This is a genomic window from Methylobacterium sp. Leaf123, assembly GCF_001423405.1.
In the GTDB taxonomy this organism is placed as follows: Bacteria; Pseudomonadota; Alphaproteobacteria; order Rhizobiales; family Beijerinckiaceae; genus Methylobacterium.
Map to the genome: position 1 here is coordinate 96,498 of NZ_LMNS01000037.1, position 22,849 is coordinate 119,346.

21 protein-coding genes are annotated in these 22,849 nt (G+C 66.7%); 9 read left to right on the plus strand and 12 right to left on the minus strand.

Translation table 11 applies throughout. From position 1 onward, the window contains the following. Positions 1-297: 297 nt before the first annotated feature. Positions 298-552, minus strand: coding sequence for a hypothetical protein (locus ASF53_RS19195; protein WP_056202296.1), 255 nt, complete (start codon positions 550-552; stop codon positions 298-300). 340 nt (positions 553-892) lie between these two features. Here ASF53_RS19195 and ASF53_RS19200 point away from each other — a divergent pair, with 340 nt between their 5' ends. Together ASF53_RS19200 and ASF53_RS19205 are read left to right on the plus strand one after the other, a co-directional pair. Beyond that, complete coding sequence (locus ASF53_RS19200; protein ID WP_056202299.1) at positions 893-1,810, plus strand: L,D-transpeptidase; 918 nt, start codon at positions 893-895, stop codon at positions 1,808-1,810. 68 nt (positions 1,811-1,878) lie between these two features. After that, entirely contained in the window at positions 1,879-3,759 is a 1,881-nt protein-coding gene (locus ASF53_RS19205) for a S9 family peptidase (RefSeq protein WP_056202303.1), read from the plus strand. A 77-nt stretch (positions 3,760-3,836) separates the two neighbouring features. On the opposite strand, the gene ASF53_RS19210 is transcribed toward ASF53_RS19205, so the two are convergent. Both ASF53_RS19210 and ASF53_RS19215 read right to left on the minus strand, forming a co-directional pair. Continuing rightward, positions 3,837-4,184, minus strand: coding sequence for a hypothetical protein (locus ASF53_RS19210; RefSeq protein ID WP_056202305.1), 348 nt, complete (start codon positions 4,182-4,184; stop codon positions 3,837-3,839). A 185-nt stretch (positions 4,185-4,369) separates the two neighbouring features. Beyond that, positions 4,370-5,404, minus strand: a complete 1,035-nt coding sequence (locus ASF53_RS19215) for an alpha/beta hydrolase (protein WP_056202308.1) — start codon at positions 5,402-5,404, stop codon at positions 4,370-4,372. Between the two features lie 146 nt (positions 5,405-5,550). Between ASF53_RS19215 and meaB the strand changes: the two genes are divergently transcribed. Beyond that, complete coding sequence (gene meaB, locus ASF53_RS19220) at positions 5,551-6,540, plus strand: methylmalonyl Co-A mutase-associated GTPase MeaB (protein ID WP_056202309.1); 990 nt, start codon at positions 5,551-5,553, stop codon at positions 6,538-6,540. Beyond that, complete coding sequence (locus ASF53_RS19225) at positions 6,537-7,157, plus strand: pyroglutamyl-peptidase I (protein ID WP_056202313.1); 621 nt, start codon at positions 6,537-6,539, stop codon at positions 7,155-7,157. The genes meaB and ASF53_RS19225 overlap by 4 nt, the downstream gene beginning before the upstream one ends. Before the next feature lie 7 nt (positions 7,158-7,164). Here ASF53_RS19225 and leuD read toward each other — a convergent pair whose 3' ends face one another. Further along, positions 7,165-7,770 (minus strand): 3-isopropylmalate dehydratase small subunit, encoded by a 606-nt coding sequence (gene leuD, locus ASF53_RS19230; protein WP_056202316.1) that lies wholly within the window; start codon positions 7,768-7,770, stop codon positions 7,165-7,167. Positions 7,771-7,931: 161 nt separating this feature from the next. On the opposite strand from leuD, the gene ASF53_RS26360 reads away from it, so the two are divergent. Then, on the plus strand, positions 7,932-8,105 hold the full coding sequence (locus ASF53_RS26360; RefSeq protein WP_003597291.1) for a hypothetical protein: 174 nt from the start codon (positions 7,932-7,934) through the stop codon (positions 8,103-8,105). Positions 8,106-8,220: 115 nt separating this feature from the next. Here ASF53_RS26360 and trpS read toward each other — a convergent pair whose 3' ends face one another. Both trpS and ASF53_RS19240 read right to left on the minus strand, forming a co-directional pair. Continuing rightward, the gene (gene trpS, locus ASF53_RS19235; RefSeq protein ID WP_056202319.1) at positions 8,221-9,282 is read right to left on the minus strand and encodes a tryptophan--tRNA ligase; all 1,062 of its coding nucleotides are present in this window, start codon (positions 9,280-9,282) and stop codon (positions 8,221-8,223) included. A 151-nt stretch (positions 9,283-9,433) separates the two neighbouring features. After that, positions 9,434-9,763: an ArsR/SmtB family transcription factor gene (locus tag ASF53_RS19240; protein ID WP_056202322.1), complete on the minus strand. Its 330-nt coding sequence runs from the start codon at positions 9,761-9,763 to the stop codon at positions 9,434-9,436. Positions 9,764-9,871: 108 nt separating this feature from the next. Between ASF53_RS19240 and ASF53_RS19245 the strand changes: the two genes are divergently transcribed. Both ASF53_RS19245 and ASF53_RS19250 read left to right on the plus strand, forming a co-directional pair. Beyond that, a complete protein-coding gene (locus ASF53_RS19245; protein ID WP_056202327.1) occupies positions 9,872-10,618 on the plus strand; it encodes a glucose 1-dehydrogenase in 747 nt (248 codons plus the stop codon). Between the two features lie 298 nt (positions 10,619-10,916). Continuing rightward, positions 10,917-11,603: a DUF2490 domain-containing protein gene (locus ASF53_RS19250; RefSeq protein WP_056202331.1), complete on the plus strand. Its 687-nt coding sequence runs from the start codon at positions 10,917-10,919 to the stop codon at positions 11,601-11,603. A gap of 78 nt (positions 11,604-11,681) precedes the next feature. On the opposite strand, the gene ASF53_RS19255 is transcribed toward ASF53_RS19250, so the two are convergent. Continuing rightward, a complete protein-coding gene (locus ASF53_RS19255) occupies positions 11,682-13,748 on the minus strand; it encodes an ethylmalonyl-CoA mutase (RefSeq protein ID WP_056202334.1) in 2,067 nt (688 codons plus the stop codon). Between the two features lie 164 nt (positions 13,749-13,912). After that, the gene (locus ASF53_RS19260; RefSeq protein WP_056202336.1) at positions 13,913-15,847 is read right to left on the minus strand and encodes a Hint domain-containing protein; all 1,935 of its coding nucleotides are present in this window, start codon (positions 15,845-15,847) and stop codon (positions 13,913-13,915) included. Between the two features lie 391 nt (positions 15,848-16,238). Here ASF53_RS19260 and ASF53_RS19265 point away from each other — a divergent pair, with 391 nt between their 5' ends. Together ASF53_RS19265 and ccrA are read left to right on the plus strand one after the other, a co-directional pair. Further along, positions 16,239-17,711, plus strand: a complete 1,473-nt coding sequence (locus ASF53_RS19265) for a catalase (RefSeq protein ID WP_056202339.1) — start codon at positions 16,239-16,241, stop codon at positions 17,709-17,711. A gap of 180 nt (positions 17,712-17,891) precedes the next feature. Further along, on the plus strand, positions 17,892-19,190 hold the full coding sequence (ccrA, locus tag ASF53_RS19270; protein WP_056202344.1) for a crotonyl-CoA carboxylase/reductase: 1,299 nt from the start codon (positions 17,892-17,894) through the stop codon (positions 19,188-19,190). A gap of 69 nt (positions 19,191-19,259) precedes the next feature. Here ccrA and ASF53_RS19275 read toward each other — a convergent pair whose 3' ends face one another. The 4 genes from ASF53_RS19275 to ASF53_RS19290 all read right to left on the minus strand — a co-directional run bounded on the left by ASF53_RS19275 (position 19,260) and on the right by ASF53_RS19290 (position 22,717). Next, positions 19,260-20,084: a class I SAM-dependent methyltransferase gene (locus ASF53_RS19275; protein ID WP_056202569.1), complete on the minus strand. Its 825-nt coding sequence runs from the start codon at positions 20,082-20,084 to the stop codon at positions 19,260-19,262. Between the two features lie 114 nt (positions 20,085-20,198). Next, entirely contained in the window at positions 20,199-20,852 is a 654-nt protein-coding gene (locus tag ASF53_RS19280) for a pyridoxamine 5'-phosphate oxidase family protein (protein WP_056202347.1), read from the minus strand. Between the two features lie 164 nt (positions 20,853-21,016). After that, a complete protein-coding gene (ilvC, locus tag ASF53_RS19285) occupies positions 21,017-22,036 on the minus strand; it encodes a ketol-acid reductoisomerase (protein WP_056202350.1) in 1,020 nt (339 codons plus the stop codon). 33 nt (positions 22,037-22,069) lie between these two features. Continuing rightward, complete coding sequence (locus tag ASF53_RS19290) at positions 22,070-22,717, minus strand: TetR/AcrR family transcriptional regulator (protein WP_056202353.1); 648 nt, start codon at positions 22,715-22,717, stop codon at positions 22,070-22,072. Positions 22,718-22,849 lie beyond the last annotated feature (132 nt).

Sequence of the window (22,849 nt, forward strand, 5' to 3'; positions counted from 1 at the left end):
GCTACCGGGGCCGCGACCGTCGCCGCCTCGCGCGGTTTGTAGCGGGTTAGGCCGCCGGCTTCGAGAGCGTCCCGGCCGCAGGCCCGGATCTCCTGTGATTCGCGATCGCTTGAAGCGCTCGCGCGGTTTTTTCCGGCTTCAAGCGCCGGCGGCCGCCTCCGCGGCCTGAGGCTGTCGCTCCGCTCGACGCTTTCCGGGGCGCACGCCCAAAAAGCCCGCTCCGCGCGGCGCTCTTCGCGCCGCGAAGCTGCCAAAGCAGCTTCGAGCGATGGGCCTCATAGCCTGCGTCGGACCGGATCAGTGGCAGACGGTGACAGTCTTCACGATCCAGCCCTCGTCCGCCTGCCAGAGCTTGCGCCGCACGCGGTTGCAATTGGCGGACTCGGCGGCGGTCCAGGCGGTCTGCGGTGCGAGCGGCTGCGTCGCGGCTTGCGCGACGGCTGTCCTCGCCGGGCGCGAGGGTGCCGCCTTGCGGGCGGCCATGGCCTCGCCGGGCAGCATCAGGCCAAGGCAAAGCAATCCGAACGAAATGCGGAGGAGGGAGGCGCGCAAGGGATGGGGTCCGTGGTCGGGCCGAACGGCTACGCTTGATCTAGAGACCGGCCCGGCCAATGCAATTCCCGCCGGCCACATTTCGCCTCGGAATCCGCACGTTTTTTACGAAATCGTTAAAGCCCCTCATTCGGCGCATGGCGGGCGTGCGTGTAACCTTTCGGACACAATGTTCGCACACTTGCCGGTGCAGGAGGCGTGGCGGTTGCGATCGGCCCTGACGCCCGGCCGCTTCCTTGCTACGGAGCAAGCGGGGCAGTTCAGCCGGCCCGGATGATCGTGACCGTTTCCCCGTATTCCGGAGACGTTTCCCGGCCCGGCCACTTCGATCGAGCGATCCATGTCAGTTCAGAACCGCCGTAAGCTTCTCATCGGAGCCGTGACGAGCCTCGGGCTCGCGAGCCTGCCGGCGAGCGTCCTCGCCCAGAGTTTCGAAGGGTTCGACGACGACCGTCTCTATCAGGACGGCAATGGCCAGCTCTACCGCCGCCGGGGCGGGCAATACGTTCCCTATAACGGCCGAGTGAGCAACGGCCGGCCGGTGCCCGATTCGCAGACGGATCTCGACGCCGAGGCATATGCCCGCCGCCGGGCCGAGCGCACCGGCGAGCCGTCCGCCGCCGACGCGCCGAACCAGACGCCGCGCCAGCAGCAGGCCGGGTATCCGGTGCCGCCGCAGGAGCCCGATAACGGCCCGATCGACTACACGCGGGCCTATGCGGCGATCGCCAACGAGCCGTTCCCGGTCCAGGCGATTCCCTACAAGAAGTTCAACCCGATCTACCTGCGCCAGGAGGTCGATTTCCGCACGAACGAGCCTCCGGGCACCATCGTGGTCGATCCCAAGGCGCACTTCCTTTACCTCGTCCTGCCGAACGGCCGGGCGCGGCGCTACGGCGTCGGCGTGGGCAAGCAAGGCTTCTCCTGGTCGGGCAGCGCCACCGTCAACTCCAAGCAGGCGTGGCCGGATTGGTATCCGCCCAAGGAGATGATCGCCCGCCGGCCAGACCTCGCCCGCGAGGTCGACAAGCTCCAGAGCGGCCTGGGCGTGCCCGGCGGCAGCCGCAACCCGCTCGGCGCACGGGCCATGTACCTCTGGCAGAACAACAAGGACACGCTGTTCCGCATCCACGGCACGCTGGAGCCGCACTCCATCGGCAAGAGCGTGTCCTCGGGCTGCATCCGCATGATCAATCAGGACGCCATCGACCTGTTCAACCGCGTCGAAGTCGGCGCGAAAGTGGTGGTGCTCGGCTGATCCCGCGATAGTTTCCTCGCACGGTCGGCCCGCCTTCGGACGGCGGGCACCCGAAACGAGGAAACGTCATGGTCGATCTGATCCCGCGCGCGCATCTCTTCGGTAACCCGACGCGCTACGGCCATCAGATCAGCCCCGACGGGCGCCGCCTCGGCTGGGTGGCGCCCCATGAGGGCGTGCTCAACATCTGGTCGGCGCCGATCGACGACCTCGATGCGGCTGTGCCCGTCACGACCGACCGGCGCCGCGGCATCGACGCCTATGCCTTCGCCTATGACGGGCGCCACCTGCTCTACGTGCAGGACGCGGACGGCGACGAGAATCACCACCTCTACGCCGTCGATCTCACCACGGGTGAGCGGCGCGACTTGACGCCGATCCCTGGCATCGCCGCGGCGATCGTGGGCCTCAGCCGCATCGTGCGCGACCGCGTGCTCGTCGCGATCAACGACCGCGACGCGCGCTTCCACGACCTGCACAGCATCGATCTCGCCACCGGCGAACGCAGTCTCGTCATCGAGAATCCGGGCTTTGCCGGCTTCCTGATCGACGAGCGCTACGCCGTGCGCTTTGCCTTCCGCAACCTTCCGGATGGGTCGAGCCAGTTGATCGCCCCCGACGGCGCGAACTGGAAGCCGTGGCTCACTTTCCCGCCCGAAGATGCCCGTGTGTCGGGCGCGGAGAACCTCGACGCCGCCGGCACCGCCCTGTTCTGCCGCGATAGCCGCGGACGCAACACCGCCGCGCTCACCCGGATCGATCTCGCCACCGGTGAGACCCGTGTGCTCGCCGCGCACGAGGAGGCGGATATCGGCGCCGTGCTGCAGGATGCCGAGACGCACGAGCCGGTGGCCTACTCGGTTACCCATGCCCGCAAATCCTGGCACGTGCTCGACCCGCGCTTTACCGACGATTTCGCTTTCCTCGAAACACAGGGGCTCGGCGACTGGTATCCGGCGAGCCGCACCGAGGACGATTCCGTCTGGATCGTGGTGGCCCGCGCCGACACCCGCGTCGGCGAAGCCGCACTCTACGACCGGCGGGCGAAGACGTTGCGCTCGCTCGGCAGCGCCCGGCCGGAACTGGAGGGTGCGCCGCTCGCCCCGATGAGCCCGGCGATCATCCGCTCCCGCGACGGCCTCGATCTCGTCTCGTATCTCAGCCGCCCGCTCGATGCGCAGGGCCCCGGCCCGCTGGTGCTGCTGGTCCATGGCGGCCCGTGGGCGCGCGACAGCTTCGGCTTCGACGGCATCCATCAATGGCTGGCCAATCGCGGCTATGCCGCGCTCAGCGTCAACTTCCGCTCCTCGACCGGCTTCGGAAAAGCCTTCCTCAATGCGGGTGACGGCGAATGGGGTCGGCGGATGGACGACGACCTCAGCGATGCCGTCGCCTGGGCCGTGGCGCAGGGCGTGGCCGATCCGGCGCGGGTGGCGATCATGGGCGGCAGCTATGGCGGCTACGCCACGCTGATGGCGCTGACTCGCAATCCGGAATCTTACGCCTGCGGCATCGACCTCGTCGGCCCGGCCAACCTCGAAACCCTGGTTCGGACGATTCCGCCCTATTGGGAGGCGATGCGGGCGCAGCTCCACCGCGCCATCGGCGATCCCGACACCGAGGAGGGCATGGCCCTGATCCGCGAGCGCTCGCCGGTCTACTTCGCCGACCGGATCAAGGCGCCGCTGTTGATCGTGCAGGGCGCCAACGATCCGCGGGTTCGCCAAGCCGAATCCGACCAGATGGTCGCGGCGATGGAGCGGGGCGGCATCCCCGTCACCTACCTGCTCTTCCCGGACGAGGGCCACGGCCTCGTGCGCCCGGCCAACCGGCTTGCCTTCTTCGCCCGTGCGGAAGACTTCCTGGCGCGCCATCTCGGCGGGCGCTGCGAGCCGATCCGCGAGGATGAATCGGCGGGGACGTCGATGCAGGTGGTGCGGGAGGGGTAGCTACGCCGCCCGATCCTATGGCCATGCCGGCGGAAATGGCCAGCATGGCCTGTCCTCACGCGGAGATCCGCGTTCCGTTACGCGTCGAGCGTCTGATCCTCGTCCTCGTCGTCGATGTCCACGAGGAAGACGATGTCGGCCTCGTCCTCGTCGTCCGAGGCGTCGCCTTCCGCTTCGTGCTGCGCGTCGGGCTCGAAATCGCCCTCGCCGTCATCGGAGGCGAGCGCGTCCTCGAACTCTTCGATCTCGTCCTCGCTGGCCTTGCGTACGGTCAGATCCGACGTGCCGTTCCAGATCGGCGTGCCGTCGATCGTCATCGTCCGGATGTCTTCCTTGAAGCCGTCGCAGGTGAACAGGTCGCGGGCGGTCGCCTCGTCGCCGTTGATGACCGCGATCGCCTTGCCGTCGATCTCGAGCGTGAACATGGGGACTGTCCTCGAAAGAGGGAAAAGAGCCGCGGGCCGACGGGCGGCGCTGCGCGGGAAACCCGCACCGGACTGGCCGGGTTCGGCGGCGCTTGTAGGACGCCGGGGCCGGATTCGTCGATGGGCGAAAGCCGCGCGTTCAGGGCAATCGCCGCAAAGCGGCGATCCACGCTCGCGAATTTGCTTCAGGTGCCGCTGCTGCCTCGCGAGACGGCCCGCTTCACGACGGCCTGAACCTCGCGGTTCGACAGGAACAGATCGTGGTTGAAGAGGCCGCCGCCGTAATCCGAGGCATCGGCCACCCGCACGCCCAGAGCCTCCAGGCGCTCCCGGTCGGCGGCACCCGCGCGGACGACGCCGCCGGCGATGGCGCCCGAGAGTTCGAGCGCGCGGTCGTTCGTCGCCGAGATGACGGTGATGCGCTTGGCGTCCGGCCCGAGGCGCTCGACGCCGTTGGCGAAGAGGTCGATGTCGATGTCGGGCGCGGCAAGCACCACGGCGCCGATCCGGGCGACCGCCGCCTCGCCAGCCTCGGCCCGCAGCATCCGCAGCGTCTCCAGCGTGAGGAGCGTGCCCATCGAGTGGGCGACGATGTGGATGCGCCCGCCGCTCGGCGTGGTCGCCACGGTCTTCAGCAGGTCCTCGAACGCGTCGCGTGACCACAGCGCGCTCTCGCGGTCGTAGCCGTAATCGAAGGTCGCCGCGGCCGAGGGCCATGTAAACAGGGCCGAGGCCCCGTTGAAGCGGATGCCGTCGGAGAGGCGGGCGGCGCTGATTGCGGCCGATTCGAAGCTCTCGCGGTAGCCGTGGACGTAGATCAGCACGTCGCGGCCGAAGGCGGATTGAGCGAAGGCTGCCGCCGCGCCCGACCCCGTCGTGACGTCGCCGACGGAGCGGACGCCCCAATCGCCGCCCACCACCGCCGAAACCTTGCCGATCAGCGAGCGGTCCGGCGCGGTCATGCGCGCCTCGGCAAAGCTCAGGCCCCGGCCGCGCTCCGAGCCGAAGAATGGCGCCTTCGGCGGATTGCCGGCGGCGGGGCGACGGGTGGTGGCGATGAGGAGCACCGGGCTCACGTCGAGCGCCGATTGCGTCTCGCCGACGGCGCCGGTGGCGAGCCCGTCCATCACGCAACCTGACAGGGCAGGGGAGAGTCCGGCCACGCCCGCCAACCCCATGAGGCGCAGGAGAGAGCGGCGGGTCGCGTCGGAGGGCTGCATGAGCGGTTTCGAGTCCCCGAGGAATCCCGCTCCGGTGGCAAGCCGGCGCTGGGCGCTCCTCCTTCGCGCACGATCTTGACCGTGGCGGGGCACGATTGGGATTTTGGGCACTCGACGCCCGCCCGACGCCCCGGCATGAAGGAGCCATGAGCACGACCCTTCCCGACATGGACACACTTCGCGAGCGGCTTCTGGCCGGCGACCGGGCGGCGCTGGCTCGCGCCATCACGCTGGCCGAGTCGCGCCGGGCCGATCACCGGGCGGCGGTGCGCGACCTCATCGACGCGGTGCTGCCGCAGACGGGGCGGGCGATCCGCGTCGGCATCACCGGCGTGCCCGGCGTCGGCAAATCCACCACCATCGACGCCCTGGGCTCGCTCCTGACCGCGGCGGGCCACAAGGTGGCGGTGCTCGCCGTCGATCCGTCCTCGACCCGCACCGGCGGCTCGATCCTCGGCGACAAGACGCGGATGGCGCGGCTCGCCATCGACCGCAACGCCTTCATCCGGCCCTCGCCCTCCTCGGGCACGCTCGGCGGCGTCGCGGCCAAGACTCGCGAGACCATGCTGCTGTGCGAGGCGGCCGGCTTCGACGTGATCCTGGTCGAAACCGTCGGCGTCGGCCAATCGGAGACGGCGGTAGCCGACCTCACCGACTTCTTCCTCGTGCTGATGCTGCCCGGCGCCGGCGACGAGCTTCAGGGCATCAAGAAGGGCATTTTGGAACTCGCCGACATGATCGCGGTCAACAAGGCCGACGATGGCGACGGCGAGCGCCGGGCGAGTGCCGCCGCCTCCGAATACCGCGCCGCGCTCCACATCCTGACCCCACCGTCGGCCACGTGGACGCCGCCGGTGGTCACGATCTCGGGCCTTCACGGCAAGGGGCTCGATTCCCTCTGGAGCCGGATCGAGGATCACCGCGCCAAGCTCACCGCGACCGGTGAGATCGCGGGCAAGCGCCGCGAGCAGGATGTGAAGTGGATGTGGGCGCTCGTTCACGAGCGGCTGCATCAGCGCCTCATCGGCAGCGCCGAGGTGCGCCAAGCCACCGCCGAGGCGGAGCGAGCGGTCGCGGGCGGCGAGCACTCGCCCGCGGCCGGTGCCGACGCGATCGCGACCCTGATCGGGTTGTGAGCCGTCTGCTCATCACGGGCTTCGGCCCGTTCCCGACCGTGCCGGACAACCCGAGCGCCCGCCTCGCGCGGCGTCTGGCGGCCTTTCCGCATCTGCGCCGCGTCCTCGGCCACACGCCGGACTGCCTCGTGCTCGACACGCGCTACGACGCCCTCCACACGCAGCTCGCTCCGGCCCTGGCCAGGGGGCCAAGCGCCGTGCTGATGATCGGCGTCGCCGCGCGTCGGCCCCGCGTCTGCGTCGAGACCCGCGCGGTCAACCGGGTCAGCCGGTTGTTTCCCGACGCAAGCGGAGCGGTAGGGTGTTTTCTGGCATTCGATCCGGATGGCCCGGCGCAGCGGCCCAGCGCGGCGGCGACGCAGGTACGGGTGGCCTTGAGGCGCGTCGGCCTCGATGCCGCCGCTTCCCGCGATGCCGGACGCTACTTGTGCAACGCCTCGTATTACCGCGCTCTGGCGACGGGGCGGCCGGTCGTGTTCCTGCACATTCCGATGCCGCCGCGCACACAGCGACCGACGGCCGGAGGAGGGCGCCGCCGGCCCGCGCTCGATCTCTGGGCCGACGCCTTGATCGAGGCGGCGCGGGTGCTCGCCCTGCTGGGCAGGGCGCAGCGTTAGCCGCGGGTCAGGCCCATTCGCGCTGAGCGACTTTCGCCTCGTAGGCGTCGATCGCCCGAGCCTTCTGGTCGAGGGTCAGGCCGATCTCGTCGAGGCCGTTGAGCAGGTTGTGCTTGCGGCCCTCGTCGATGTCGAAATGCAGGGTGCCGCCGTCCGGGCCCTTGATGGTCTGCGCCGCCAGATCGATCGTCAGCGTCGCGTTGGCGCCGCGCTCCGCGTCCTGGAACAGCTTCTCCAGATCCTCCGGCGAGACGACGATCGCGAGGATGCCGTTCTTGGCGCAGTTGTTGAAGAAGATGTCGGCAAAGCTCGTGGAGATCACGCAGCGGATGCCGAAATCGGCCAGCGCCCAGGGCGCGTGCTCGCGCGAGGAGCCGCAGCCGAAATTGTCGCCGACCACGAGGGTCTTGGCGTGGCGGTAGGCCGGCTGGTTGAGGACGAAATCGGGATTCTCCGAGCCGTCATCGTTGTAGCGCATCTCCGAGAACAGGCCCTGGCCGAGCCCGGTGCGTTTGATCGTCTTGAGATACTGCTTGGGGATGATGCGGTCGGTATCGATGTTGATGATCCGCATGGGCGCGGCGACGCCCTCCAGGGTCGTGAACTTTTCCATGGGTCTTCTCGAAATCGTCGTCGGCCGCCGGGTACAGATCCTCCGGCCTTGGGTCCGCCGGTATTTAGCAGTCCCATCGCCTCGCCGGTAGCCGCTCCGTTTAAACCGGCATTGCGCTTGCGTTATGATAGGATGGTTCGCGAAGGGGGATAGCGAAACCGATGGCCGACACCTCAGACACTTTCAAGAAGGCGCCCAAGCGCAAGCCCGCCAAGGGCAAGAGCGTGAGCGTTTCCCCCGAGATGCGCCAAGCCTATGCCGACCTGATCAAGGAGCGGGAGGAGAAGGAACAGGCCTATGGCCGCCACCTGCGCAAGGACGAGCCCCGGCGGTGACGGCGCTAAACCGCTAGAGCCGTGCCCGACCACGTTTGGTCGGATTACGCCTCTAACCTCCTGTTTTGCCACGCTTTATTTCGCCGAACCGGTGTCCACTTCGTCGGAAAGCGCTTTAAACCGCCCTGAGTGCCGGCCCGCGCCGGACGAAGCCGACGATGTCCTTGACGGCATCCAGCGTCGGCGCCGCGATCGCCTCGGCCCGGCTCGCGCCGTCTCCGAGGACGGAATCGATATAGGCCGGATCGGCGACGAGCCGCTTCATCTCGGCACCGATCGGCGCAAGCGTCTCGACGGCGAGATCGACCAGGGCCGGCTTGAAGCTGGAGAACTGCGCGCCGCCGAAATCCGTCAGCACCTCGTCGCGGGTGATGCCGCGCAAGGCCGCGAAGATGCCGACGAGGTTGTCGGCCTCCGGCCGGCCGGCGAGGCCCGCGACCTCCGAGGGGAGAGGCTCCGGATCGGTCTTGGCCTTGCGCACCTTCTGGGCGATGGCATCCGCGTCGTCGGTGAGCGCGATGCGCGAATACTCGGACGGGTCCGACTTCGACATCTTCTTGGTGCCGTCGCGCAAGGACATCACGCGCGCCGCCGGCCCGCCGATCAGCGGCTCGGTGATCGGGAAGAACTGCTCGCCATGGCCATGCGCGAGGATCGACCCGGCGAAGTCGTTGTTGAACTTCTGCGCAATGTCGCGGGTCAGTTCGAGGTGCTGCTTCTGGTCCTCACCCACGGGCACATGCGTGGCGCGATAAGCGAGGATGTCGGCGGCCATCAGCACGGGGTAATCGTAGAGACCGATGGAGGCGTTCTCCCGGTCCTTGCCGGCCTTGTCCTTGAACTGCGTCATGCGGTTGAGCCAGCCGAGTCGGGCAACGCAGTTGAAGATCCAGGCGAGTTCCGCGTGCTGCGGCACCTGGGACTGGTTGAAGACGATGGAGCGCTTCGGATCGATACCGGCGGCGAGGAAGGCGGCGGTGACCTCGCGGATCTGACCTTTCAGCGCTTGCGGATCCTGCCACATCGTGATCGCGTGGAGATCGACCACGCAATAGAGGCACTGCGCGTCGCGCTCCTGCATCTCGACGAAGCGCTTGATGGCCCCGAGATAGTTGCCGAGGTGCAGGTTCCCGGTCGGCTGGACGCCGGAGAACACGAGTTCGGTGAACGCAGCCATCGGCGCGGGTCCCTGGAAAGAAAGTCTGGGCCGAGGCGATCTCGCATCCCGCTTGAAGCGGCGGGTTCTGGCACCCGCAGCGGCGGCCGGTCAAGCAGGATGGGCCACGCCCGCATGCCGCCCGCCCGGCGGCCTCGTTATCCGTGAACGATCACGAAGCCCGCGCCGCATAGGCGTTCATGATCGCGGAGAGCAGGCCGGGAAAGCGTGCCTCCACTTCCGCGCAGCGCGAGTGGTTGCGCATCTCGACGCCGTGCCGCTCGCAGCGGATCAAGCCGGCCTCGCGCAGCACCTTGAAGTGGCTCGACAGCGACGATTTCGGGATCACCTGATCGCCCACCGATGAGAGGGACGAGCAGGCTTCCACGCACCCCGCCTTCGTGATCCGGGCGAAGATGGCCGCCCGGCGCGGATCGGACAGGGCGTGGAGGATCGCCTCCGGCGGGACGTCCTCGATCGCGGGGTGAAACAGGGGCCTCATGATTTACCCATATGGGGGCTTGAACCCCGCTTCGGTAGTTCCGAAATCCCGAACTATGGGACTGAGGCGACCGTATCGGCGCCGGCCCATGTCGAAGGGTTAGCACAGATGTCAAAGCTTGAGGGCAAGGTCGCGGTCGTGACCGGCGCGTCGAAGGGGATCGGCGCCGCCATCGCAAAGGCATTGGCGAAGGACGGCGCGGCCGTCATCGTCAACTACGCATCGAGCAAGGCCGGCGCGGATGCCGTCGTCAATGCCATCACGGCAGGCGGCGGCCGGGCCGTCGCGGTCCAGGCCGACGTTTCGCAGGCCGCGCAGGCGCAGAACCTAGTCGAGGCTGCGGTGCAGCGATTCGGTCGGCTCGACGTGCTGGTGAACAATTCCGGCGTCTACGAATTCGCTGCGATCGAGGAAGTGACCGAAGAGCATTACCGCCGCCTCTTCGACGTCAACGTGCTGGGTGTGCTGCTTGCGACTCAGGCGGCAGCCAAACACCTGGGAGAAGGCGGGAGCATCATCAACATCTCGTCCGCCGTCACCGACGTGCTGACGCCGACGAGTGCGGTCTATACCGGGACCAAAGGGGCTTTGAACGCGATCTCCGGCGTCCTCGCCAACGAGCTGGCTCCGCGGAAGATCCGGGTCAACGTCGTCAGCCCCGGCTACGTCGAGACCGAGGGCACCCATACTGCCGGCATCGCCGGCTCGGAGATGGAGGCCGGCTTCGTCGCACAGACGCCGCTCGGCCGAGCCGGCCAGCCGGACGACATCGCCGGGGTCGTCGCGTTCCTCGCCTCCGACGATGCCCGCTGGGTGACGGGTGAAGTGATCAACGCCAGCGGCGGCGTTCGCTGACGCGCAGCGTTTCAGCCTGCGCACACGCGATGTGGGCGCAGGAAGAACCCTAATGGCAAGCGGGCCGGCCATGCTCCGTCATCGTCGGCCTGCGTCGTTGCAACGATTCCTACGGGCGGCGGCTGACCCGTTAGCGAACGCCTCGCGTTGAAAGTAGTCTCGACCCGAGCCCATTCGGGACTCTGATCGCATGCGGCCCCGTGGTGAGCTTGACGATAGGCTCGGAGACCGGACAATCCCATTCCGGGCCTGACGCCGTAAGCCGAAGGCGGGCGATGCCGCGGGCGGAGAGTGGATCGTGATCCGACATACGCGTCTTCTCCTCGCTGCCCTGTGCCTGATCGCGACAGGGGCGCGGACCTCCGCCGAGCCGGTGCAGGACGGTCAGCTCTGGATCAACACGAGCCTGTTCGGGTCCGTCGGCGATGTGGCCTACTTCGCGGAAGTTCAGCCGCGCATCGGCAACGGCATCTCACAACTCGACCAGCTCATCCTTCGCCCGGCGGTGGGTTGGAAGGTCAACGACGCGCTCGTGCTCTACCAGGGCTACGCCTATGTCGAAGACCACGGCATGCGTGACATGGTGCGGATCGAGGACCGCAGCTTTCAGGAGATCAACTGGAAGATCGGAGAGGTCTCGGGCGTGAAGGTCTCGTCCCGCACCCGCTTCGAGCAGCGATGGCAATCCACCGGGCGGGATGTGGGGTTCCGGCTGCGCGAGAATGTGCGTTTCGCGGTGCCCCTGCCGCAGGACTGGGGCAGTGTCTCGGCCGTTGGCTGGACGGAACTCTTCGTGGCCCTGAACGACACGGATTGGGGGGCCCGTGCCGGCTTCGACCGCATCCGGGCCTTCATCGGCCTCGAGCTGCCGATCGGCGGAAAATCGACGGTCGAGATCGGCTACCTCAATCAGACTGCCCGGACGCAGGCCGGCGGGACCGAGCTGGATCACATCCTCTCGCTGAATCTCTTCGTTCGGTACTGAGGGGCTCTTCGCGCGGCGTTCGATGCCGGGAGTGATGACGATCCGTTCGTCACCGCTCCCGGCTCATCGCGACAGACCTCAGAAGACCTGCGCCGCGCCCTCGTTCCGCTTCGGCGCGCCCGGCACACCGGCTTCCGTATCAGCCCGATCGGCAGCGCGCTTGTCGAGCGCCCGCTCCACCACCTTGGCGAGCCCGACCATGATCTTGTCGAGCTCATAGTCCTTCGGCGTGTAGACGGCGGTGACGCCCATATTCTTGAGCACCAGCTCGTCCTCGGTCGAGATGATGCCGCCGACGACGACCGGCACGTGATCGAGCCCGGCCTCGCGCAGTTTGGCCTTCACCTCGCGCACCAGCGGCACGTGGCTGCCCGACAACACCGAGAGGCCGATGACGTGGGCCCCGCGCTCCTTCGCCTTGGCGACGATCTCCGTCGGCGTCTGGCGGATGCCGTCATAGGTCACGTCGAAGCCGACATCGCGGGCGCGCAGCGCGATCTGCTCGGCGCCGTTGGAATGGCCGTCGAGGCCCGGCTTTCCGACGACGAGGCGCGGCGTCTCGCCGAGCCGTTCGCCGAGATCGGCGATGAGCAGGCGGGCATCCTCCGCCGCCCCGGAGGTGACGGTCTGCAGCGTCACGCCCGTGGGCGCGCGGTACTCGCCGAACACCTCGCGCAGGCGCTGGCCCCATTCGCCGGTGGTCACACCCGCCTTCGCGGCGGCGATGGAGGGCGGCATGATGTTGGCGCCCGAGCGCGCGGCCTGTTCCAGATCGGCGAGCGCCTGACCGACCGCCCGGTCGTCGCGCTTGGCGCGCCACTCGCGGATGCGGGCCTCGGCCTCCATCTCCACCGTCTCCGAGACGGTGAAGATCGCACCGTCCCCGGCGGTCAGCGGCGAGGGCTCGCCCTGCTGCCACTTGTTGACGCCGACGACGATCTGCTCGCCCTTCTCGATCGCCGAGATGCGCCGGGCATTGGACTCGACCAGCGCCCGCTTGAGTTCGCCCGCCTCGACCGCCGTGACCGCGCCGCCGATCTCGGCGATGCGCGTAAGCTCGGCCCGGGTCTGCTCCTTGAGCGCCTCGACGCGCGCCTCGATCACCGTCGAGCCGTCGAAGATGTCGTCGTATTCCAGCAGGTCGGTCTCGAAGGCGAGGATCTGCTGCATCCGCATCGACCATTGCTGGTCCCACGGACGCGGCAGGCCGAGCGCCTCGTTCCAGGCCGGAAGCTGCACCGCGCGGGCGCGGGCGCGCTTGGAAAGCGTCACCGCCAGCATCTCGATCAGGATGCGGTGGACGTTGTTCTCGGGCTGCTGCTCCGTCAGTCCGAGCGAGTTGACCTGTACGCCGTAGCGAAAGATCCGCTTCTTGGCATCGGTGATGCCGTAGCGCTCCTGGGCGATCTCGTCCCACAGCTCGGCGAAGGCGCGCATCTTGCAGATTTCAGTGACGAACCGCATGCCGGCGTTCACGAAGAACGAGATCCGGCTGAAGACGTCGGAGAAGCTGGCCTCGTCGAAATCGGGGTCGTCGCGCACCGTGTCGAGCACGGCGATGGCGATGGCCAGCGCGTAGGATAGTTCCTGAACCGGCGTCGCCCCCGCCTCCTGCAGGTGGTAGGAGCAGACATTCATCGGGTTCCACTTCGGCACGTTCTTGGTCGTGAACAGGATCACGTCCTTGGTGAGCCGAAGCGACGGCGCGGGCGGAAACACGTAGGTGCCGCGCGAGAGATATTCCTTGATGATGTCGTTCTGCGTGGTGCCCTGGAGTGCCGCGAGCGGCGCGCCCTGCTCCTCGGCCACCGCGAGATAGAGCGACAACAGCCACGGCGCCGTGGCGTTGATCGTCATCGAGGTGTTCATCTGCGCCAGCGGGATCTGGTCGAACAGGGCCCGCATGTCGCCGAGATGTGCGATCGAGACACCGACCTTGCCGACCTCGCCGCGGGCAAGTTCGTGGTCCGGGTCGTAGCCGGTCTGCGTCGGCAGATCGAAGGCGACCGAGAGGCCGGTCTGACCCTTGGCGAGGTTGCCGCGATAGAGCTTGTTCGACTCCGCCGCCGTGGAATGCCCCGCATAGGTGCGGATGATCCACGGCTTATCGCGCTTGACCTCGGCGACGCTCGCTTGCGCGCTCATCCCACTCGACTCCCTGTCCGATGCGATCGCGCGCCTCGAGGCGCGGCTGTTGGCCGGCACCGTAGCGAAGCCGCCGCGCCGCGTCATCTGGGAGAAAGGTCGAGGATCGACCGCCCTGCCGTTGGAAAAACTTGAGGAGGCGTGAAGCGGATTTGGAGATCGCCTTACATCGAGAGACCCTCGAAGGGGTTGGCGGCCCAGAGGCAGGCCCGTTCGAGGTCGAGGGCGAAGAGGGTATCCAGACGAGCGCGCTCCGCCTCGACCACCGGACCTGCGACATGCACCGGCCGGCAGCGGCCGCCCCAACCCGGCGGTACGAAATCGGGATTGTGGAGCGCGTGGTCGGACGCCTCGACGAAGAAGGCGCGATCGCCTCCGTCGATATAGCTCTCCGCCGCCAGACCTTCGGCGAACAGGATGTCATGGGCATCGAGCTCGATATGCCAGTAGGTCACGTCAACCGCCGGCTCTCGGGTGATGGTAGTCCCGTTGATCAGGCACAGGATCGGCACCAGCACTTCGCCGCCATCGGCCGCCTCGACTAGGACGGGATGACCGGGGGAGAGCAGGAGATCGCGCGTCGGGCGAGCACGGCCCTCGCCGTCCCGACCGAAAGCGCCTGAGCGGATGCGGATCGGGGCTTGGTCTGCACTGATGGGCTTCTCGGACGAGCCCAGATGGCGATGGCCGATCCAGCGAATGGTGCGCCGCTCGCCGCTCGCGGTGACGGCGACATCGCCGACGCGCAGGGATTCGACCGGAACTTCGACCGAGACGCCCCCGCGAAGGAGCGCGATCCGGGTGCCGGTGGTGAAGCAGATCGGCGGCCCGGCAAACTCGACGGCCTCGACGTTGAGCAACCGGTCGGTGGTGCCGCTCAGCCTGTTGACGGCGAGCGTCGCACCCTCCGAGTCCTGCGCGATCGTATAGTCGCCCTCGACTCCGACAAGGCGCACCGTGTCGAAGCCGGTGCCGCCGTTGATCGTGTTGCCGTTTCCGTTCGTGAAGAACGTGTCGTCTCCGCTTCCGCCGATCGCTTGGTCGATCCGCGTTTCAAAGGCGATCCCAATATTGTTGACCAGTGTTCCGTTCGTGCTCGCGCTGCTGAATGTTCCCGGATTTAGGTTGATCGTGCTGTTGGTGGAGAAGCCGGAGACATCGAGCGTGTTGTCGGTTCCGCGATTGTAGATCGTCAGAACGGGATCTTGATTGTTCGTAAAGTCGTAAAACTGCCGAGACAGTCCGGAGATGTTCGTGTTGAAGCCGTAGGTCTGGCCACCGGCAAAGGTGCTGCTCGTTGAGTGGCCGTAGAGGCGCTGCATCGCGGGAATGTCGAGCATCATCGGCGTCTGAGAGTGAAGTCCGTAAGTCTCTCCCGAATTGACGGTCGTCCAGTTCGTGCCTTTGACTTCGCTCAGCGCATTGAATGGCTGCGTCGTGTCGTCCGGTTTGGCATAGGACATGATCGTCCAGAGTTCACTGTCGTAAACGTCCGTCTGACGCTCGAAATCGTCGCCGTTGTATCGACCCCCGTGGCCCAGGCCCAGGGCATGACTGACCTCGTGGACCACCGTGGTTAGCGTGCCGGCATGATCCGGGGCAAAACTATTGAAATGTTCAGCCGGCGCACTGACTGCGACAGTGGCTTGTCCGCCTCGCGTATCCGGAGCGTTCTGTGATGGAATCTCGGTGATGCCAACGCCCGTCAGGGAGGAACCGTTGGCGGGCGAGAAGGTGATCCCGCCGCCGCCATCGAGATTATCGAAACGCAAGCTGGCGGCTGCGACGTCATCTGTTTGTCGAAACTGGATGTTCGCGATATCGGACCAGAGGGTCAGGGCCGCTTCGTAGGCAGCCTTCGCCTCATCCGGGAGGTCGAGCGAGAAAGCGTAGTTGACAGTGCCGCCCGGCGTGCCCGCGGCACTCGTTGGAGAACGGACCGCGCCGTTTTCGTCGTTGTTCCACTTGGAAAGCCAAACCCGGCCAAGATTATCGCCCACGCTCCAAGTTTGGAAGGTGTTCTCAGCGATGGCGCCGTTCTCATCGATCCCGGTCAGAAACGTCAGCTTTTCCCGTTGACCTGCCGTCAGATCCGCCATGTCCGCCTGCCCCGTTCTCGACTCTGAAGCGCGCACTCATGCATGCTACCCAGCTTGTCGAACGAGGCTCGAAAATTGACATCGGCCGTCGGCGCGGATTCTTGCGATTGCGCTGGCTTGAACTGGCGAGCAGGCGCACCGTGTTGCCCGGCGCAGGGATCTTCGGGCTCAGGCCGCCGCGGGCGACCCCGTCGTCGTCGCGCTGCTCTGACCTCCTTAATTCCGCATCACGACCGAGCGCGTCCTCAACCGTACGGCGACAGATGCATCGCATCGTTGCAGAATCGAATGGCTCCAAGCTCGGCGTCGCGCGTTGGGGCGGCAACGTTCGCACAGCGTACCGCTGGTTGCGACGCCCGCCCGCAGAGGCGCAGACAAGGAGAGACCGACGATGGCAGACCAGGGCCCGCGCCTGACCACAGCCTTCGGAAACCCGATTTCCGACAACCAGAATTCGCTCACCGCCGGCTCGCGTGGGCCGGTGTTGATGCAGGACTACCACCTCATCGAGAAGATGGCCCACTTTAACCGGGAGCGGATTCCCGAGCGGGTGGTGCATGCCAAGGGTTACGGCGCCTACGGTACATTCCGGCTCACCAAAAGCCTGTCCGAGTTCACCCGCGCCAAGGTGCTGACTGAAGTCGGCAAGGACGTGCCGATTGTGGCGCGCTTCTCCACGGTCGGCGGCGAGTCCGGCTCCGCCGACACTGCCCGCGACCCGCGCGGGTTCGCCCTCAAATTCTATACCGAGGAGGGCAACTGGGATCTCGTCGGCAACAACACCCCGATCTTCTTCGTGCGCGACGCGATCAAGTTCTCCGACTTCATCCGCACTCAGAAGCGCGACCCGCGCACCCATCTCAAGCCGCACTGGCGCCGCTGGGATTTCTGGAGCCTGTCGCCGGAGGCGATCCATCAGGTGATGTTCCTGTACTCGGATCGTGGCACGCCGAAATCGGCGCGCTTCATGAACGGCTACGGCTCGCACACCTTCTCGCTTTGGAACGACCGGGGCGAGCGCCACTGGGTGAAGTTCCACTTCCACACCAAGCAGGGCATCCAGAACTTCACCGCCGACGAGGCCGATGAGGTGGCCGGCAAGGATCCGGATTACTCGTCCGCCGACCTCTCCACCGCCATCGAGAAGGGCGACTTCCCGAAATGGAAGGTCTCGGTGCAGCTCATGCCGGAGCTTGAGGCCGACACCTACCGCATCAACCCGTTCGACCTCACCAAGGTCTGGCCGCACAGCGACTATCCGCTGATCGAGATCGGCGAGATGGAGCTGAACCGCAACCCTGAGAACTACTTCGCCGAGATCGAGCAATCGGCTTTCGAGCCCTCGAACGTGGTGCCCGGCATCGGCTTCTCGCCGGACAAGATGCTGCAGAACCGGGTGCTGTCCTATGCCGACGCCCACCGCTATCGGCTCGGCGTCAACTACCAGCAGATCCCGGTGAACCAGGCGAAGAACGCTGACGTTCAGACCTATCACCGCGACGGCGCGATGCGCACCGACGGCAATCACGGCGCTCGGGTCGATTACGAGCCGAACTCCTTCGGCGGTCCGAAGCAGGACCCGTCCTTCAGCGAGCCGCCCTTGCGCATCCAGGGCGATGCCGGACGCTATGGTTGGCCGGGCGATGACGAAGACCTCTACGGTCAGCCCAAGCTGTTCTGGACCAAGGTGCTCGACGAGGGCGGCCGTCAGCGGCTCGTCGAGAACATCGTCACCTCCATGGGCGACAGCCCGCGCAACATTCAGGAGCGGATGATCGCCCACTGGTTCAAGGTGCACGAGGATTTCGGGCGCGGCGTTGCCAAGGGCCTCGGCATCGACACCGCACTGGCCGCCGCCGAATAGTCATCTCAACGTTATTTTGAATACAGGGGCATCGGCGTCGGCCGGTGCCTCTTTTTTGTGCGGACGAGACAATCCCTTGCCTTTTAGGCCACTTGGAAGGCCGGAAACATCGTGCTTATAGCGTCGGCCAAGGTCGCGCGGTTCGTCACGCGCGTGCCAGAATCAACAGGGAGTGCCACGATGGCTGCAAGCGCAGCGCCGGCCTGGACCGGGCAGACGGCGGAAGCCAAGGACCTTTACGAGCTCGGTGAAATCCCGCCGCTCGGCCACGTGCCTGCCAAGATGTATGCCTGGGCGATCCGCCGCGAGCGCCACGGGCCGCCGGAGCAATCGCACCAGCTCGAAGTGCTTCCCGTCTGGGAGATCGGCGACGACGAGGTGCTCGTCTACGTCATGGCCGCGGGCGTGAACTACAACGGCGTCTGGGCCGGCCTCGGCGAGCCGATCTCGCCGTTCGACGTGCACAAGGGCGAGTACCATATCGCCGGTTCGGACGCGTCGGGCATCGTCTGGAAGGTTGGCGCCAAGGTGAAGCGCTGGAAGGTCGGCGATGAGGTCATCGTCCACTGCAACCAGGATGACGGCGACGACGAGGAGTGCAACGGCGGCGATCCGATGTTCTCGCCGACCCAGCGGATCTGGGGTTACGAGACCGGCGACGGTTCGTTCGCACAGTTCTGCCGGGTGCAGTCGCGCCAGCTCATGGCCCGCCCCAAGCACCTGACCTGGGAAGAGGCCGCCTGCTACACGCTGACGCTGGCCACCGCCTACCGCATGCTGTTCGGTCACGCGCCGCACACCGTGCGTCCGGGCCAGAACGTGCTGATCTGGGGTGCCTCCGGCGGCCTCGGCGTGTTCGGCGTCCAGCTCTGCGCGGCCTCGGGCGCCAACGCCATTGCTGTGATCTCGGACGAGTCCAAGCGCGACTACGTGATGAGCCTCGGCGCCAAGGGCGTCATCAACCGCAAGGACTACGCGTGCTGGGGCCAGCTCCCCACGGTCAACAGCCCCGAATACAACACCTGGCTCAAGGAAGCCCGGAAGTTCGGCAAGGCGATCTGGGACATCACCGGCAAGGGTAACGACGTTGACATCGTGTTCGAGCATCCCGGCGAGGCGACCTTCCCGGTCTCCACCTTGGTCGCCAAGCGCGGCGGCATGATCGTGTTCTGCGCCGGCACCACCGGCTTCAACATCACCTTCGATGCCCGCTACGTCTGGATGCGCCAGAAGCGTATCCAGGGCTCGCACTTCGCCCACCTCAAGCAGGCCTCGGCCGCCAACCAGTTCGTGATGGACCGGCGCGTCGATCCCTGCATGAGCGAGGTGTTCCCCTGGGACAAGATTCCGGCGGCGCACACCAAGATGTGGAAGAACCAGCACCCGCCGGGCAACATGGCGGTGCTCGTGAACTCCACCCGCGCGGGTCTACGCACGGTCGAGGACGTGATCGAGGCCGGTCCGCTCAAGGCAATGTAAGCCCGTCGCACTGACGCCAAAACGCCCGCGTATCCCCACGGATGCGCGGGCGTTCTTGTTTTCAAGCCCTCAGCGTACTCGGTCGATCGCTCGCTGCGGTGTGCCGATGGTGGTGTGGAAGGGCCGTTCGCCGCCGCCCTTCTCGAACGCCACGATGCTGTCGAAGACGTGGATCGCGCCGATGCTCCGACCGATCTCCTGCGCGCCCCGATCGTGATACCAAGCGTGCATGTCGTCGATGAACGCCTTCGTCATTTCGAGGAAGGTGCCCCGGCGGCGATAGCCGCCCTCGTAGCCCCGCCAGTACGAGGTGTGCAGGTCTTCGGCGACGTAGAGACCGTCCTGCGCCAGGAGCGGAAACAGCGTTTCGAAGGTCACCCTTTGGTGGCTCGCGACGTGGCTGCCGTCGTCGAGGATGACATCGACGCCGCCCATCTCCTCGACCACGGACCGGAGGAAGGCGGGATCGGCCTGCGAGCCGATACGGACCTGCGCGGCGCGGCCGTCGAAGACCGCGCAGCGCGGATCGACATCGATGCCGTAGAGGATGGCGCTGGGTCCGAAGAAGCGACGCCAGAGGTCGAGGGAGCCGCCCTCGTAGACGCCGATCTCGAGGAAGCGCAGCGGTCGCCCGTCCGGCCTGCCGTCGCGGAAGGGCGCGAACAGCCGGCTGTAGATCGGCAGGAAGTGGTTCCACTTGTTGATCAGGTGGTCGCCGTCGTAGCCGTAGAACAGCTTCGAGAAGGCGTCGTCGCCGCGCGTCTTCACCTCGGCCAGATCGCGATAGAAGTCGTTGGCCGGGCTGTCGCGGAACAAGCCGGCCGATTTGGCGACGGACTTGAGCGCCCGCTTGATCTGCGGATGCTGGTGCAGCGTTCGTTTGAGAAACGTCATGCCGAGATGCGGCCCGTCGTGCTGTTCGAGGTCGCGCGCACGAAGCACGACCCGGCGCGGCGCGTAAAGCCGGCCGGGTCGAACGAACGCGAGGGAATGACGCCTCGGCCGGGCTCAGGCCTCACCGCGGGCGACGAGCGCCTCGTATTCCGGGACTTCGAGGCGGCCTTCCCGCGCCACGCGCGCCTTGTCCTCGTCGCTGATGACGTCCCCGGCGAGGTCGAGCCGCTTCCAGGCCGCGAGCGGCGTCTCCCGGTCGGGGCGGGGGACGTATTTGTTCTGCTCGAGCTTCTTGTATTTGTGGATGTAGCGCGGGCAGTTGATCCAGATCTTCGTCACATCGACGCGCACGAGATACTTCGCCTCAGTGTACTCGGCCATCAGCGGGTCGTCGCGCAGCAGCGAGGCGTGACCCTGGACCCGGATGCGGTGCGGCGTCTCGAAGTCGATGAACAGGAGACCGATCTTGGCCTGCCCCTCGATATTGCCCATCGAGTAGAACATCCCGTTGCCGTCGAAGCCGGGGAAGACCAGCGTCGAGCCGTCGACCACCTTCACGAAGCCGGTGGGGCCGCCCTTGTAGGAGACGGTCGGCATGCCGTCGGGATCGACGGTCGAGAGGAAGAACATGTCGCGCGAGGCGATGAAGGCGGCCTCGTCGGGCTGGATCGTCTCATGAACCCAATCCTCATCGAGGCGCACGGCGAGCTTGGTCGTGCCGAATTCCTCTTGGAGGGCGCGGTGCGCCTCCGAGTAGAGCGATGCCATATGCGTCTCCTCCGGGGCCGATTGCTTCGGGCCTCCTCCGGGATCGTTTAAGGCAAAGGCGCGAGGGCGCAAACGCGACCACAAGAAAGGCCGGTCACGCTCGCGCGAACCGGCCTTTCTCCGCAGCGGTGGAGGTCGAGCAAAGCACGGCCTCCGATCTCAAATCAGTTCTTGGACTTGTCGACCAGGGCCTTCTCCGAGATCCACGGCATCATGCCGCGGAGCTTGGCGCCGACTTCCTCGATCGGGTGGGCGGCGAGCTTGGCGCGGGTGGCCTTGAACGAGGTCTGGCCGACCTTGTTCTCCAGCATCCAGTTGCGGGTGAAGATGCCCGACTGGATGTCGTTGAGGACGCGCTTCATCTCGGCCTTGGTCTCCGGCGTGACGATGCGCGGGCCGGTGACGTACTCGCCATACTCGGCGGTGTTCGAGATCGAGTAGTTCATGTTGGCGATGCCGCCCTCGTAGATGAGGTCGACGATCAGCTTCACCTCGTGCAGGCACTCGAAATAGGCCATCTCGGGGGCGTAGCCCGCCTCGACCAGGGTCTCGAAGCCGGCCTTGATCAGCTCGACGAGGCCGCCGCAGAGCACGGCCTGCTCACCGAACAGGTCGGTCTCGCACTCTTCCTTGAAGGTCGTCTCGATGATGCCGGCGCGGCCGCCGCCATTGGCCGAGGCGTAGGAGAGGCCGAGGTCGTGGGCGTTGCCCGAGGCGTCCTGGGCGATGGCGATCAGGGTCGGCACGCCGCCGCCCTTGAGGTACTCGCCGCGCACCGTGTGGCCGGGGCCCTTCGGGGCGACCATGAGCACGTCGAGGTCCTTGCGCGGCTCGATCAGGTTGAAGTGCACGTTGAGGCCGTGGGCGAACAGGAGCGCGGCGCCCTGCTTCATGTTCGGCTCCAGCGACTCCTTGTAGATGTCGCCCTGCAGCTCGTCGGGGGTGAGCATCATCACCACGTCGCCCCACTTGGCGGCGTCGGCGACGTTCATCACCTTGAAGCCCTCGTGCTCGGCCTTCTTGGCGGTGGCAGAGCCCTCGCGCAGAGCGATGACGATGTCCTTCACGCCCGAATCGCGCAGGTTGAGCGCATGGGCATGGCCCTGGGAGCCGTAGCCGACGATGACGACGTTCTTGCCTTTGATCAGATTCAGGTCGGCATCGCGATCGTAATAGACGCGCATGGTGGTGTCCTCTCTCGTGTCAGTGGTTTCGGTTCAGGGTTTCGCCCGGCCGTAGAGGGCCAGGAACTGCTCGACGGCACGGGCCGCGTCGCTCCGGATCCCGGCGGCGTCGAGGTCGAGCGCGTCGCCGAGAAGAAGTCGGATCTGAATATCGCGACCGACCAGACCGAAGAAGGTCCGAAAGGCCGCCTCGCTGTCCTCGAAGGCGAGGAGACCGGCCGCGCGGCCCGCCTCCAACACCGGTTTCACCCGCGCGCCGATGGCGAAGCGGCCGTTGGCCAGCACGATGCCGCCGAGATTGCTCTTGCTCGACCCCGCATCGGCGATGGCGATGCGGTTGAGCGCCACCGATGTCGGGCTGGCAATGACCGCGAGCCAGGTTTCGGCGAAATCGAGGAGGATCTTGTGCAAGGCGACGGCATCCAGCCCGCTCACGTCGTAGCGGCCGGCATGGACGCGCGAGGCCTGCCAGCGCACCGTCGCGGTGAGCAGACCGTCACGGTCGCCGAACCAGCGATAAAGCGTCTCCTTCGAGCAGCTCGCCCGGCGCGCCACCGCGTCCATGGTCAGCGGATCACGTCCATCGACCATCAGTGCCAACGCGGCATCCAGCACGGCCTGCTGGCGCGGCGTGGGCGTTTCGGCCGAAAGCGCGTCGGTGATGAGGGGGCTCGCCTGCATGATCCGGTGGCTGGACAGTACCGTACGGTACGGTACGGTCGTCTAACCGACCTGGCTGTCCGGGACAAGCGGGGTCGGTGACATTGCCCCGATCCTCGTACCGTCACGTTTCTGTCGGAGTGGTGCTGAACC

Coding starts and splice junctions, on each gene's coding strand:
- ASF53_RS19200 (WP_056202299.1), top strand. CDS start 893: ATGTCAGTTCAGAACCGCCGTAAGCTTCTCATCGGAGCCGTGACGAGC.
- ASF53_RS19205 (WP_056202303.1), top strand. CDS start 1,879: ATGGTCGATCTGATCCCGCGCGCGCATCTCTTCGGTAACCCGACGCGC.
- ASF53_RS19210 (WP_056202305.1), bottom strand. CDS start 4,184: ATGTTCACGCTCGAGATCGACGGCAAGGCGATCGCGGTCATCAACGGC.
- ASF53_RS19215 (WP_056202308.1), bottom strand. CDS start 5,404: ATGCAGCCCTCCGACGCGACCCGCCGCTCTCTCCTGCGCCTCATGGGG.
- meaB (WP_056202309.1), top strand. CDS start 5,551: ATGAGCACGACCCTTCCCGACATGGACACACTTCGCGAGCGGCTTCTG.
- leuD (WP_056202316.1), bottom strand. CDS start 7,770: ATGGAAAAGTTCACGACCCTGGAGGGCGTCGCCGCGCCCATGCGGATC.
- ASF53_RS26360 (WP_003597291.1), top strand. CDS start 7,932: ATGGCCGACACCTCAGACACTTTCAAGAAGGCGCCCAAGCGCAAGCCC.
- trpS (WP_056202319.1), bottom strand. CDS start 9,282: ATGGCTGCGTTCACCGAACTCGTGTTCTCCGGCGTCCAGCCGACCGGG.
- ASF53_RS19240 (WP_056202322.1), bottom strand. CDS start 9,763: ATGAGGCCCCTGTTTCACCCCGCGATCGAGGACGTCCCGCCGGAGGCG.
- ASF53_RS19245 (WP_056202327.1), top strand. CDS start 9,872: ATGTCAAAGCTTGAGGGCAAGGTCGCGGTCGTGACCGGCGCGTCGAAG.
- ASF53_RS19255 (WP_056202334.1), bottom strand. CDS start 13,748: ATGAGCGCGCAAGCGAGCGTCGCCGAGGTCAAGCGCGATAAGCCGTGG.
- ASF53_RS19260 (WP_056202336.1), bottom strand. CDS start 15,847: ATGGCGGATCTGACGGCAGGTCAACGGGAAAAGCTGACGTTTCTGACC.
- ASF53_RS19265 (WP_056202339.1), top strand. CDS start 16,239: ATGGCAGACCAGGGCCCGCGCCTGACCACAGCCTTCGGAAACCCGATT.
- ccrA (WP_056202344.1), top strand. CDS start 17,892: ATGGCTGCAAGCGCAGCGCCGGCCTGGACCGGGCAGACGGCGGAAGCC.
- ASF53_RS19275 (WP_056202569.1), bottom strand. CDS start 20,084: ATGACGTTTCTCAAACGAACGCTGCACCAGCATCCGCAGATCAAGCGG.
- ASF53_RS19280 (WP_056202347.1), bottom strand. CDS start 20,852: ATGGCATCGCTCTACTCGGAGGCGCACCGCGCCCTCCAAGAGGAATTC.
- ilvC (WP_056202350.1), bottom strand. CDS start 22,036: ATGCGCGTCTATTACGATCGCGATGCCGACCTGAATCTGATCAAAGGC.
- ASF53_RS19290 (WP_056202353.1), bottom strand. CDS start 22,717: ATGCAGGCGAGCCCCCTCATCACCGACGCGCTTTCGGCCGAAACGCCC.